Source organism: Pseudomonas sp. GW101-3H06, assembly GCF_059424605.1.
Genome location: NZ_JBWKZO010000001.1, coordinates 5945592 through 5957624, shown reverse-complemented (window position 1 = coordinate 5957624; position 12033 = coordinate 5945592). Strand labels below are relative to the sequence as shown.

At 55.0% G+C, this 12033-nt stretch carries 11 protein-coding genes and 2 pseudogenes; 7 read left to right on the top strand and 6 right to left on the bottom strand.

Translation table 11 applies throughout. The features are described from left to right. Positions 1-10: 10 nt before the first annotated feature. Positions 11-1015 carry an RHS repeat-associated core domain-containing protein gene (locus tag AC07ZE_RS27480; RefSeq protein WP_207267521.1) on the bottom strand — a complete coding sequence of 335 codons (1005 nt, stop codon included), beginning with the start codon at positions 1013-1015 and terminating at the stop codon, positions 11-13. A gap of 113 nt (positions 1016-1128) precedes the next feature. Between AC07ZE_RS27480 and AC07ZE_RS27475 the strand changes: the two are divergent. Further along, a pseudogene (locus tag AC07ZE_RS27475) lies at positions 1129-1342 on the top strand (formaldehyde dehydrogenase, glutathione-independent); the annotation flags it as partial. A 91-nt stretch (positions 1343-1433) separates the two neighbouring features. Here AC07ZE_RS27475 and AC07ZE_RS27470 read toward each other — a convergent pair. Next, positions 1434-2426, bottom strand: a complete 993-nt coding sequence (locus AC07ZE_RS27470; protein ID WP_207267520.1) for an RHS repeat-associated core domain-containing protein — start codon at positions 2424-2426, stop codon at positions 1434-1436. A 113-nt stretch (positions 2427-2539) separates the two neighbouring features. Here AC07ZE_RS27470 and AC07ZE_RS27465 point away from each other — a divergent pair. Continuing rightward, a pseudogene (locus AC07ZE_RS27465) lies at positions 2540-2753 on the top strand (formaldehyde dehydrogenase, glutathione-independent); the annotation flags it as partial. Between the two features lie 41 nt (positions 2754-2794). On the opposite strand, the gene AC07ZE_RS27460 reads toward AC07ZE_RS27465, so the two are convergent. After that, positions 2795-3931 (bottom strand): RHS repeat-associated core domain-containing protein, encoded by a 1137-nt coding sequence (locus tag AC07ZE_RS27460; RefSeq protein ID WP_207267519.1) that lies wholly within the window; start codon positions 3929-3931, stop codon positions 2795-2797. A gap of 218 nt (positions 3932-4149) precedes the next feature. Between AC07ZE_RS27460 and AC07ZE_RS27455 the strand changes: the two genes are divergently transcribed. Beyond that, positions 4150-4716 (top strand): DUF2780 domain-containing protein, encoded by a 567-nt coding sequence (locus AC07ZE_RS27455; RefSeq protein WP_207267518.1) that lies wholly within the window; start codon positions 4150-4152, stop codon positions 4714-4716. Here AC07ZE_RS27455 and yihG read toward each other — a convergent pair whose 3' ends face one another. Beyond that, entirely contained in the window at positions 4717-5604 is an 888-nt protein-coding gene (gene yihG, locus AC07ZE_RS27450; RefSeq protein WP_207267517.1) for a 1-acylglycerol-3-phosphate O-acyltransferase, YihG family, read from the bottom strand. Between the two features lie 225 nt (positions 5605-5829). Between yihG and rloA2 the strand changes: the two genes are divergently transcribed. Beyond that, complete coding sequence (gene rloA2 / locus AC07ZE_RS27445; protein WP_207267516.1) at positions 5830-6333, top strand: retropepsin-like aspartic peptidase RloA2; 504 nt, start codon at positions 5830-5832, stop codon at positions 6331-6333. A gap of 9 nt (positions 6334-6342) precedes the next feature. On the opposite strand, the gene AC07ZE_RS27440 is transcribed toward rloA2, so the two are convergent. Further along, positions 6343-7182 carry an RHS repeat-associated core domain-containing protein gene (locus tag AC07ZE_RS27440; protein ID WP_207267515.1) on the bottom strand — a complete coding sequence of 280 codons (840 nt, stop codon included), beginning with the start codon at positions 7180-7182 and terminating at the stop codon, positions 6343-6345. A gap of 178 nt (positions 7183-7360) precedes the next feature. Here AC07ZE_RS27440 and creB point away from each other — a divergent pair, with 178 nt between their 5' ends. The 3 genes from creB (at position 7361) to creD (ending at position 11017) form a co-directional block, all read left to right on the top strand. Beyond that, a complete protein-coding gene (gene creB / locus AC07ZE_RS27435) occupies positions 7361-8041 on the top strand; it encodes a two-component system response regulator CreB (RefSeq protein WP_207267514.1) in 681 nt (226 codons plus the stop codon). Next, the gene (creC, locus tag AC07ZE_RS27430) at positions 8041-9459 is read left to right on the top strand and encodes a two-component system sensor histidine kinase CreC (protein WP_207267513.1); all 1419 of its coding nucleotides are present in this window, start codon (positions 8041-8043) and stop codon (positions 9457-9459) included. Before creB ends, creC begins: the two co-directional genes overlap by 1 nt. A 187-nt stretch (positions 9460-9646) precedes the next feature. After that, positions 9647-11017, top strand: coding sequence for a cell envelope integrity protein CreD (gene creD / locus AC07ZE_RS27425; protein WP_207267512.1), 1371 nt, complete (start codon positions 9647-9649; stop codon positions 11015-11017). 106 nt (positions 11018-11123) lie between these two features. Here the strand turns inward: creD and AC07ZE_RS27420 are convergent, their stop codons facing one another. Beyond that, entirely contained in the window at positions 11124-12011 is an 888-nt protein-coding gene (locus AC07ZE_RS27420) for an RHS repeat-associated core domain-containing protein (protein ID WP_207267511.1), read from the bottom strand. Positions 12012-12033: the final 22 nt, after the last annotated feature.

Sequence of the window (12033 nt, the reverse complement as noted above, 5' to 3'; positions counted from 1 at the left end):
TAAAGAGGTTTCAGTGGCCAATAAACTGTTCCAGAAATGTCGTTGAATTTTGCAGAGTCGTACGACCGGTTCTGACATTGCGCATTTCGTCGAGAACTCTCATCAATTCACTTGTTGTTGCATCGCTTGGTGCGTTGCTGAAGACAAGATTGAGATCGGCCCAATCTTCAGGTCCTAAATTTGGGCGTACAACAGCACGATGACGCTCCGGCCCTACTACATCCAAGCCCTTAAACTCAAAACTGTCAGAAAGAGATACTTCGGAAGAACGACGCAATGGGGCCGAAGTATTGATAGGTGCAGGCATCGAGATGGGTTGCCTTCCACTGATCGACCCAATCTCATCGATAGAGGCAACTCTTGCCACTCGATTTACACCAGTCGCAGGCACATTTCCAGTTCCCATGACCCTTGAGGCAGCGTGCCTGCCAAGGCTGGCTAAAGATTTCCATACCGAGTGCATTATTCCGCTAATTGACCAATGTCCATTTGGGTCACTCCGATTCACCGGATCCCCCAGGCAATACGCGTATGCATTCAATCCACCCGCCCCAAATGGACTCCTATTGTCCGGGCAAATGAAGCGCCCCAACACCGGATTGAATGGCCGATGAAACCCGGTCCCCAACAAGTAACAGCCGGTGACCGGATCAGGCCATTCGCCGTTGAAGCCGAGCAGGCTGAGCAAACCGTTCCCCCATGGGCGATGGCCGTAGGGTGCGTAGGCGAAGGGGTGAGATTGTATTGCGTCCAGTACGTTCAACACTGACCTCTGCAGATCGGTTGCGAGCAGAGACGACTCCACAGTTGCACTGCTCTGGCGCTGTTGCTGCGCCAGAGGTTGACCGTCGCTCTGCATGATCGAACGCTTTACAGCGCCCTGAACCTCAGTAACCAGCTGGTTTTTCTGGTAAAAGCGCTGGGCGGTGGCTTGCGCCGAAGGTGTGCTGGCAACCAGCCGATTCAGTGCGTCGTAATGGTAGTTAACGAGTGGCGTATGGAGTTTGGGCTGCATGGGCTGAGTTCCCCTGAATGGCCATCGGTTCAAGGCTTCACTGTGGCGCAATCCCTGACCGCTGCCTACTAGCAGAACTGATAGGAATACTGGGTTTACACAAGGCATTGACGGCCAGACCTCATCGCTTCCACACCGGCCAGACCCCGGTGAAGAAGTACGTCCGCCAGGAGATGCAGGCGATCATGTGACCGGATCAACATCGCGGAAGTGGTGGGTGTGCAGGTGATCAGCCTGGATCAGGCGCCGGAAGGGTATGGCGAGTTTGATGCGGGCGTGCCTAAAAAGTTTGTGATTGATCCGCATAAGTTGTTTAGTGCGGCGTAAAGGAAGATGAATTGAAAAGGGCGACTTGATGTCGCCCTTTTTTGAATTTGGTGGCAAACGATGCTGAAGCGGAGTTAAGTTCCTAAAACGGTCAGAACCAGTTCCCACTTCTTATGCTTGATGCGGCAACAGGAAAATTCAGCTGAGGATGTGAGCCTTGGGGAAAACTTCCAAAAGTTATTGATCCATTTTGGCGTACTGCGACCATCGGATATGGGAAATGCCTCTGTGCATCTGCGATAGTTGTCCCGGACGCTACGGCTGCAGAGGGAGCTACTCCTCGGGTATGACCGAGTCCAACATCAGTTACGAGGGGCAAAAGTCCTCTTTCAGGAGTTTTATTAATTAGCTTAACCATGTTTATAGTTGATAGAGCTTTAACGTTGTCATTCATTCGTTTTGATGTTTTGGCGACGTTTGCAAGGTCATTTCCATCAAGATTCCCTAATATTTTTTCGATGATCTCATTGGGCATGTCAGAGATGGTGGTTTTTGCTGCCTTGCTCGGCACCAAGTCCTTTACCCACTTGAGCATTACCGAAAGCCAGTTATGCCCCGTTGGATCTTTCCGATTTACTGGATCCCCCGCGCAATACGCATATACATTCACCCCGCCCTCCCCAAACGGACTCCAACTATCCAGACAGATAAACCGCATCAACACCGGATTGAACGGCCGATGATGCCCAGTCCCCAACAAGTAACAGCCGGTCACCGGATCAGGTCGCTCGGCGTTGAAACCGAGCAGGCTGAGCAAACCGTTCCCCAATGGGCGATGGCCGTAGGGTGTGTAGGCGAGGGGGTGAGATTGAATCGCGTCCAGTACCTTCAACACTGACCCCTGTAGATCGGTCGCGAGCAGAGATGCCTCCACCGCCGCACTGCCCTGGCGTTGTTGCTGCGCCAGAGGTTGACCGTCGCTCTGCATGATCGAACGTTTTACAGCGCCCTGAACCTCGGTAATCAGCTGGTTTTTCTGGTAGAAGCGCTGGGCGGTGGCTTGCGCCGAAGGTGTGCTGGCAACCAGCCGATTCAGTGCGTCGTAATGGTAGTTAACGAGTGGCGTGTGGAGTTTGGGCTGCATGGGCTGAGTTCCCCTGAATGGCCATCGATTCAAGACTTCACTGTGGCGCAATCCCTGAATACTGCCTACTAGCAGAACTGATAGGAATACTGGGTTTACACAAGGCATTGACGGCCAGACCTCATCGCTTCCACACCGGCCAGACCCCGGTGAAGAAGTACGTCCGCCAGGAGATGCAGGCGATCATGTGACCGGATCAACATCGCGGAAGTGGTGGGCGTGCAGGTGATCAGCCTGGATCAGGCGCCTGAGGGGTATGGCGAGTTTGATGCGGGCGTGCCGAAGAAGTTTGTGATTGATCCGCATAAGTTGTTTAGTGCGGCGTAACAAATTTTACAATATGTGGGGCGACTTGTTGTCGCCCTTTTTTATTGGGGAAATCTGACTGATAGAAAGTTGTGTTTGAAGTAGGCGCGTGCCTGAGTTTTTGGGATGTATGGGTTGTGTTTGAAAATGGATAATTTTATATCGGGGTAATCTTCATTGTAGAATTGGTTTGCATTTTTTTTGAATTTTTCGTAGTACGCATCTATCTGTTCTCGTGGGTCAAATGTATTTTGCCAGCTTTGAACGGTTCCTATATATCCTTTGGTTGGTTTATTGGTGAGTTTGTTGATGTTTGCTGCAAATGAATTAACTCCACCGTTTCCCGAGTAGCAGGCTAATATTCGTACGCTATCAAATTGTTTGAAATCTATGCCTTGGGCCTGCGCCTCTGAGTAAAGGCGCGCTGCATCCCACAGCTCTCCATTGACTCCTATTTTAGAACTTTGACCTGGAGATGGTTTATTGCCGTGAGCGAAGAAGTTTAGACGTCGGTTTCCTTTGTAAATATCCTCGAAGCTGACGGCACCCTCACCTATCCTGTGGATGTTTTTCATGGGGCCACTGCGAGGTACATGTGTAGCATTGTTCGGTGGGGTTGGTTTGTTCATTTTAGAGATTGTATTTAGTTTTAATTTTATTGTGGCCCAACTATGCCCTGTCGGATCCTGACGGTTTACCGGACACCCGTCGCAATACGCATACGCGTTCAGCCCGCCCTTCCCGAACGGGCTCCAACTATCCGGGCTATTAAAACGCATCAGTTTCGGGTTATATGCCCGATAACCATTTCCCAACAAATAACGCCTTGTCACCGGATCTAGCCGTTCGCCGTTGAAGCCGAGCAGGCTGAGCAAACCATTATCTAATGTGTGATGACCGTAGGGTGTGTAGGCGAGAGAGTTGGATCGTATCGCATCAGACACATTCAATACCGAACGCTGTTGGTCAGTGGCGAGCAGAGATGTCTCTATCGCAAAGCCGCTCTTATGCTGTTGCTGCGCCAGTAGTCGCTCTTCGTGTTGCATGATCGAACGCTGCTCCACGCCTTGAATCTCAGTAGCCAGACGATCTTTCATGTAAAAACGTTGGGTGCTGGATTCCGCTAGGGGGGTGCAACCGACCAGTCGATCAAGTGCGTCGTAGCGGTAACTACAGAGGGACTTGAGGTTCGGTTGCATAATCAGAGTTCTCTGAGCGGACGATCGGATAAGAATTTCACTGTGGCGCAATCCTTCAACACTGCCTACTAGCAGAACTGATAGGTTCGCCGCCTCCCGCTCGTAAGTAGGTTAGAAAATGCCCACTGCACCCAGGAACATGCCCACGCATCCCCGGTCAAACCGGCAGCTTTGCGCCCATCAACCGGGCGTTTTTCATGGCACAAGAGGATGTCCGAATGAAGATTTTACGCGGTTTTGCCCTGGCATCGCTCATGACCCTGGCGGCCAGCCCGGTGTTTGCCCAGTTCAGCCTGGGCGATGCGGCCAATGCCATTTCCGGGATGCAAGGTGAAAACGCCGCCACGCAGGCTGCGCCGACTTCAGAGACCGCAGACCTGCTGGGCGCTCTTAGCCAGTTGAACGTGACCCCGCAGCAAGCTTTCGGCGGTGCCGGGGCGATGCTCGGATTGGCGAAGAACCAGTTGAGTTCGACCGACTACTCGGAGCTGGCCAAAAGCGTGCCGGGCCTCGACATTTTGTCCGGTGGCGGGGAGCTGGGCGCTCTCGCCGGATTACTCGGGGCTACCGGCCAGGTGGCCGGGCTGAATAACGCGTTGGGCAACGTTAAAAGCACCGACGACCTGAACAACGCCTTCAGTACCCTGGGCATGGACAGCGGCATGGTTGGCCTGTTTGCCCCGGTGATCCTGCAATACCTCGGTCAACAAGGCGTCGGTGGTTCGCTGCTGCAGAGTCTGGGCGGCATCTGGGGCACGGGCTCTGGAATTGACACCGACAGCTGATCAGCGGCTTTCGGTGCGCAAGGCGTCGATGCGCCGGTCTTTCTCGGTCCAGAGCTGGTTGACCCAGTTCTGGACCTGCTCACGAAACAGCGGATCGTTTTCATAATCGCCCTGCCACAGTGCCGGGTCGAGTTCGCGGGTCTTGATGTCGATGATGACCCTCGGCACGTTGCCGCTGATCAAGTCCCAGAAACCCGGAATCGCTTGCTGTGGATAGACCACCGTGACGTCGAGAATCGCATCCAGTTGTTCGCCCATCGCGGCCAGCACGAATGCCACACCGCCCGCCTTGGGCCTGAGCAGGTGGGTGAACGGTGATTGCTGCTGCACGCTTTTGGCGCTGGTGTAGCGAGTGCCTTCCAGGTAATTGACCACGGTGACTGGCTGACGCTTGAACAATTCGCAGGCCTGTTTGGTGATCTCCAGATCCTTGCCGGCCAGCTCCGGGTTCTTCGCCAGAAAGGCCTTGGTGTAGCGCTTCATGAACGGGTAATCCAGTGCCCACCATGCCAGACCCAGGAACGGCACCCAGATCAGTTCTTTCTTGAGGAAGAATTTGAAGAACGGCGTGCGCCGGTTCAGCGTCTGGATCAGCGCTGGAATATCGACCCAGGATTGATGATTGCTGATCACCAGGTATGAGGTGTCGGTGCGGAGATCGTCACCGCCACGAATGTCCCACTGAGTGGGGATGCACAGGCGGAAGATCAGTTTGTCGATCTCGGCCCAGGTCTCGGCAATCCACATCACCGCCCATGACGCGTAATCGCGAAAACGACCGGGCAGGACCAGCTTGAGCAGGGCAAACACCATCAACGGCCCGAACAGGACCAACGTGTTGAGCAACAGCAGCAGGGTGACGAAACAGCCGGTGAGCAGGCGGCGCATAGGCAACTCTTGAAAGCGTGTGGGCGCGCCATGATAAGCAGCTTCGGGCGGCAGGCCAAATCGGCGGATGACGAATGTTTCACCTTTGCGGCGGTAGGCTGGAGTAACGCTATCGGGTTCAGATACTCGGGTGACTGTGCCGGCCTCTTCGCGAGCAGAAGAACGAACGAATAGCTGGCGGGTTGTCTAAAATTCCGCTGCCCATCTTTCAAGGACAACGATCACGTGAAATCCCTTCTCGCACTGCTGTCGCTCATCGCCCTGCCGGCCCTGGCCGCCGAGCCGACCCTCTACGGGCGTTACGAATACATTGCGCTGCCGGAAATCGGCGGTGAAGTGCTCAAGGCCAAAATGGACACCGGCGCTTTGACCGCGTCACTGTCGGCCAAGGACATCGAAACCTTCACCCGCGATGGCGAGGATTGGGTGCGTTTCCGTCTGGCTACCAAGGATGCGAGCAACAAGGTGTACGAACACAAGATTGCGCGAATCAGCAAGATCAAGACCCGCTCCGAAGAAGACGAGGATGAAGACGTGGCCGCGCCTACCAAGCGGCCGGTGGTTGATCTGGAGTTGTGCCTGGGTAACGTCAAGCGCACGGTTGAGGTGAACCTGACTGACCGCAGCAGTTTCAATTATCCGCTGCTGATCGGTGCGAAGGCGTTGCGCGAGTTTGGGGCGGCGGTGAATCCGGCGAGACGGTTTACGGCGGATAAGCCGGATTGTTAATCAATCCACTTATTTTTGACCTCCTGTTCTAATTATTTTTTGTATTTCCTGGGTTGGAAGCGCTAAAAACTCTGAAGCCATTGCAGCGTATAGCCTTGCGTGTGTACTTGTTGGAATCGCGGCGAATTTGGAAGTGAGAAAGCCGCCATCTGGGCCAACTTGTTTTGAAAAATAGAACCCGTCCAAGTATTCATTGAAGTCTTCTGAAATGTGGCCCAGTGATTTCGTTCGGCGATTCAACAATCGGTTTTTTGTGATGTCGGAAGCATCAAGGTTTCTAATGCTAGTTTGCTGTCCCGTTGAAGCTGTCTGTGATTCTTGTGTCTTGGCTGTGGCTTTTGATTCGAATTCGGCACTGGGCTTTTTGGAAGGCAACTGGTGCGGCCTAGAGGCACCCGCCGATCTCGACGCATTGGGGTTGCTACGGGCACCATTTTTTGATGTGGTCTTCGGGGGCTTGGCCGCGCCTACCCTGACATTTTCACGAAGAAAAGATTTAAAGTCCTTCCACATATGGCCTGTTGGATCTGACCGATTAACCGGATCCCCTCCACAATACGCATACGCATTCAACCCCCCCTTCCCAAACGGACTCCAACTATCCGTGCTGTTAAACCGCATCAACACCGGATTGAACTCCCGATACCCATTCCCCAAATGATAATGCCCAGTCTGCGCGTCAGGCAGTTCGCCATTAAATCCAAGCAAGTTGCACCCGCCGTTTTCCCGTGGGCGATGACCATAGGGTGTGTAAGCGATGGGATGGGGTTGATTCCCGTGGAGAGCATTCAACACCGAACGTTGTTGATCGGTTGCCAGCAGGATTGTTTTGAATGAATGAGTAGGCATTGGTTAATCCCTGCGCCAGATTCCAAGTAAGGGGTATCAGACTCAGTCCTTTTTCGGCCTTTGCCTACTATCACAACTGCTAGGTCCTACAGACCACGCCACTGATTTACCCTTGCCGATTGACGCCGATTCCCCCTTGGTTCACCGTTCGCCCACTCACCTGACGGGCTCGGACGCCATGCCTCATATCCTGATTGTCGAAGACGAAGCGGCGATTGCCGACACCCTGATTTTTGCCTTGCAAGGCGAGGGGTTCACCACCACCTGGCTGAGCCTTGGCGCGACTGCGCTGGAGTATCAGCAACAGACGCCGGCGGATCTGATCATCCTCGACATCGGCCTGCCGGATATCAGCGGTTTTGAAACCTGCAAGCAACTGCGGCGTTTCAGTGATGTGCCGGTGATGTTTCTCAGTGCTCGCGATGGCGAAATCGACCGTGTGGTGGGTCTGGAGATCGGTGCCGACGATTACGTGGTCAAGCCGTTCAGCCCCCGGGAAGTGGCGGCGCGGGTCCGGGCGATTCTCAAACGCATGGCCCCGCGTGCGATAGAAGAGTCGGCGTCAACACTGTTTCGCATCGACAGCGAGCGGGTGCAGATCAGCTATCGCGGTCAGCTGCTGACTCTCACACGTCATGAGTTCCGCCTGCTGCAATGTCTGCTGGAGCAGCCCGAACGCGTGTTCAGTCGCGAGCAATTGCTTGATGCGCTGGGCGTGGCCGCCGATGCCGGTTACGAGCGCAGCATCGACAGCCACATCAAAAGCGTGCGCGCCAAACTGCGCCTGGTGAAGGCCGATGCCGAGCCGATCCAGACCCATCGCGGCCTCGGCTACAGCTACAACCCGGGGCACAGCTGATGCCGTTGGGGATGCGGATTTTCCTGGTCTATGTGCTGTTCATCGGCCTGACCGGCTACTTCGTGCTCAACACCGTGATGGAAGAAATTCGCCCTGGAGTGCGCCAGTCCACCGAGGAAACCCTGGTTGATACCGCCAACCTGATGGCCGAGATCCTGCGCGACGATTTCAAGGCCGGCACCCTTAATCAGAACCGCTGGCCGGAACTGCTCAAGGCCTTCGGTGAGCGGCAGCCGAAGGCGAATATCTGGGGTTTGTCGAAGAACCAAGTCAACCATCGTATCTACGTCACCGACGCCAAGGGCATCGTGGTGCTCGATTCCAGCGGCGCGGCGGTCGGCCAGGATTACTCGCGCTGGAACGATGTGTATCTGACTCTGCGTGGTCAGTACGGCGCTCGCTCCAGCCGTAGCGACCCTGACGATGCAAGCTCATCGGTGATGCATGTCGGCGCACCGATTCGCGATAACGGGCGGATCATCGGCGTGGTCACGGTGGCCAAACCCAACAGCTCGTTGCAGCCCTATGTGGATCGTACCGAGCGCCGATTGCTGGCTTATGGCGCCGGGTTGATCGGCCTCGGCGTGCTGTTCGGCGCCTTGCTGTCCTGGTGGCTGAGCCGGGCGCTGCGGCGATTGACCGCTTATGCCCAGGCCGTGAGTGAGGGGCAACGGGTCGAGGTGCCGCACTATCGCGGCGGTGAGCTGGAACAATTGGCGACGGCGGTGGAGCAGATGCGCACGCAGTTGGAAGGCAAGGCTTACGTCGAGCGCTATGTGCACACCTTGACCCATGAATTGAAGAGTCCGCTGGCGGCGATTCGCGGTGCGGCGGAGTTGCTGCAAGGTGAGATGCCGTTGGATCAACGGCAGCGTTTTGTCGGCAACATCGACAACGAAAGCGCGCGTATGCAGCAGCTGATCGAGCGGTTGTTGAACCTGGCGCAGGTTGAACAGCGGCAAGGGCTGGAGGAGCGGCTAGAAGTGCCCTTGGCGGCGTTGATGGATGAATTGCTGAACGCTCAGGCGGCGCGTATCGAAGGCAAGGCACTGCGTGTGGAACAAAGGATTCCATCAACCGTGACGTTGATCGGCGAACCTTTTCTGTTGCGTCAGGCGCTGGGCAATCTGCTGGAGAATGCGCTGGATTTCACCCCGGCCAAGGGTGTACTGCGGTTCAGCGCCGAACGGATGGGCGAGCAGATTGAGTTCACACTGTTCAATCAGGCCGAGGCGATTCCCGACTATGCATTGCCGCGATTGACCGAGCGCTTCTACTCACTGCCCCGGCCGGACAGTGGGCGCAAAAGCACCGGGTTGGGACTTAACTTTGTCGAAGAAGTGATCAAGTTGCATGGAGGGGAGATGAGTATCGGCAATGTTGCAGGCGGGGTTGAAGTCAGGTTGCGCCTGGCTTAGCACCGAGTCGCTGCATTCGCGAGCAGGCTCGCTCCCACAAAGGATCTATGCCGCACCGAAGATCCCCTGTGGGAGCGAGCCTGCTCGCGAAGGGGCCGGTCCAGTCTCCACACAATCTCCATATTCCCCCCATAAAACCCCCACACAGCCATCCCAGACTCTCCCCATCCAAAACAGGGAGAGTCCCATGAACCGAAATTTGACCTTGAAACTCGGGGCCATCGCCCTACTGATTCTGTTATTGCTGATCCCGCTGTTGATGATCAATGGCGTGATCCAGGACCGCCAGAAACTGCGCGATGGCGTGCTCGAAGACATCGCCCGCAGCTCCAGCTACAGCCAGCAATTGAGCGGGCCGTTGATGGTGGTGCCGTACCGCAAAGTGGTGCGCACCTGGAAGCTCAACGAAAAAACCAACCAGCGCTCTCAGGATGTTGGCGAGGAGCGCGGCCGGTTGTATTTCCTGCCGGAGCGCTTTGAACTCGACGGCCAGGTCCAGACCGAACTGCGTTCCCGGGGGATTTATCAGGCGCGGCTGTTCCATGCCGACAACCGCATCAGCGGGCATTTTTCGCTGCCGACGCAACTGGGCATCAAGGAAGATTTCGCCGACTATCAATTCGACCAGCCGTTTCTTGCGGTCGGCATCAGCGACATTCGCGGCATCGAAAACGCCTTGAAACTCGAACTGAACGACCAGAAACTGGACTTCGTTCCGGGCAGTCAGGTCGGCTGGCTGGGCGAGGGTGTCCATGTGACGCTGCCGGCCCTGGAGGCGAAACAGGCCACCGAACTGGCTTTCGCTTTCGACCTGAAGCTGCAGGGCACTGGCCAGTTGCAAATCCTGCCGGTGGGCAAGACCAGCAATGTCTCGCTGACCGCCAACTGGCCGCATCCGAGCTTCATCGGCAACTACCTGCCGGCCCAGCGTGAAATCACCGATCAAGGCTTCACCGCCAACTGGCAGACCTCGTTTTTCTCCACCAACCTGCAAGAAGCCTTGAACGGTTGCGTCGCCCGCAGCAGTTGCGAGGCGTTTTATGGCCGCAGCTTTGGCGTGAGCTTCATTGACCCCGTGGACCAGTACCTGAAAAGTGATCGCGCCATCAAATATGCGCTGCTGTTCATCGTCCTGACCTTCGCCGGTTTCTTCCTGTTCGAAGTGCTGAAAAGCCTGGCGGTGCACCCGGTGCAATACGCGTTGGTGGGTGTGGCGCTGGCGTTCTTCTATCTGTTGTTGCTGTCGTTGTCCGAGCACATCGGTTTTGCCTTGGCGTATTTGCTGTCGGCTAGCGGTTGTGTGTTGTTGATCGGGTTCTATGTCTGCCACGTGCTGCGCAGCGTGCGCCATGGCTTGAGTTTTTCGGCGGGGCTGGCGGCGTTGTACGGGCTGCTTTATGGCTTGTTGAGTGCCGAGGACTACGCGCTGTTGATGGGGTCGTTGTTGCTGTTCGGAGTGCTGGGTGCGTTCATGGTGCTGACGCGCAAGCTGGATTGGTATAGGGCTGGGCAGAAGGTGGCCAAGCCACTGGAGTTTGATATTGGAGGGGTGGAATGAGCCGGTCGGTGGGGTTGCGGGAGGACAGGGTGCTGGGGAAACAACTGGCGGTTTTGATCGCCAGATTGTTTCCACCTCGTCCATCTCATACTTGAAGTTTAATGTTTTAACCTCCAAGAGAGTCTCGAGATGGATTTTTTCGGTCGCGTACAACCTTAGCGCTCATTTGTTCTCGTATGCCTTCGACCTGCCGAACCAGGTTTTTTTTTGATCCGGCCCTAGGCGCGGGCATTCGCCCAGAGGCTTTGAATGGCTCATCAGGAATAACGTTGAGAGTCGATTCTACCCATTTATCCACAGACAGTGGTTGACTCGGATAAGCCTCTCTGTGGTATGTAACCCCGTATATCAGCTCATGCATTGGGTTAACCCCACGCCGTGAATTGGAAGGGCCTATGTCAGAAAGAGAAACTTGCCTCAAGCTTTCGGGAGGAGAACGCGTAGGTGGTTGCGGGGTACCGTCGACACTCTTATATGATTTGATGGATGCGTAACCGGACGAGAAACTTTTCTCACTAATGTTTGATCCGGCAACATCGTAAATGATAGAGCCCTCGTTTATTGAAGCAGGCGTCGATACGCTACTTGCGGAATTGAGTTTAGGTAGTGGTTTAAACGTGCCAAATCTGTTTGGGCGCCAGAGGCGAGAGCGAAATGCGTGTCCGTCCGAATCGTATCGATTCCTCGGGTCTCCTCCACAATAAGCATAGGCATTCAACCACCCCGCCCTGAACGGACTCCATCCATCCGGGCTCAAAAAACGCATTAATCTCGGGTTGTACATTCGATAACCATTACCCAGTAAATAACAACCTGTCGTTGACTCCAGAAATACGCCATTAAATCGAAGTTGACTTTGCTGGCCTCCGTCCGTTGGACTATCACCGTAGGGAGTGTAAGCAATGGAATTATTCTTGGTTGTGTCGACGGCATTCAACACCGAGCCCGAATGATCGGTTGCTAACAAGATTGTTATGGAAGCTTGCGTAGGCATTGGATGATCTCCGAACACTGAT

What these genes read in the sequence shown, in the direction of transcription:
- AC07ZE_RS27420 (WP_207267511.1), bottom strand. Translation starts at nt 12,011, where the DNA reads ATGCCTACGCAAGCTTCCATAACAATCTTGTTAGCAACCGATCATTCG.
- AC07ZE_RS27480 (WP_207267521.1), bottom strand. Translation starts at nt 1,015, where the DNA reads ATGCAGCCCAAACTCCATACGCCACTCGTTAACTACCATTACGACGCA.
- AC07ZE_RS27470 (WP_207267520.1), bottom strand. Translation starts at nt 2,426, where the DNA reads ATGCAGCCCAAACTCCACACGCCACTCGTTAACTACCATTACGACGCA.
- AC07ZE_RS27460 (WP_207267519.1), bottom strand. Translation starts at nt 3,931, where the DNA reads ATGCAACCGAACCTCAAGTCCCTCTGTAGTTACCGCTACGACGCACTT.
- yihG (WP_207267517.1), bottom strand. Translation starts at nt 5,604, where the DNA reads ATGCGCCGCCTGCTCACCGGCTGTTTCGTCACCCTGCTGCTGTTGCTC.
- creD (WP_207267512.1), top strand. Translation starts at nt 9,647, where the DNA reads ATGAACCGAAATTTGACCTTGAAACTCGGGGCCATCGCCCTACTGATT.
- creC (WP_207267513.1), top strand. Translation starts at nt 8,041, where the DNA reads ATGCCGTTGGGGATGCGGATTTTCCTGGTCTATGTGCTGTTCATCGGC.
- creB (WP_207267514.1), top strand. Translation starts at nt 7,361, where the DNA reads ATGCCTCATATCCTGATTGTCGAAGACGAAGCGGCGATTGCCGACACC.
- AC07ZE_RS27440 (WP_207267515.1), bottom strand. Translation starts at nt 7,182, where the DNA reads ATGCCTACTCATTCATTCAAAACAATCCTGCTGGCAACCGATCAACAA.
- AC07ZE_RS27455 (WP_207267518.1), top strand. Translation starts at nt 4,150, where the DNA reads ATGAAGATTTTACGCGGTTTTGCCCTGGCATCGCTCATGACCCTGGCG.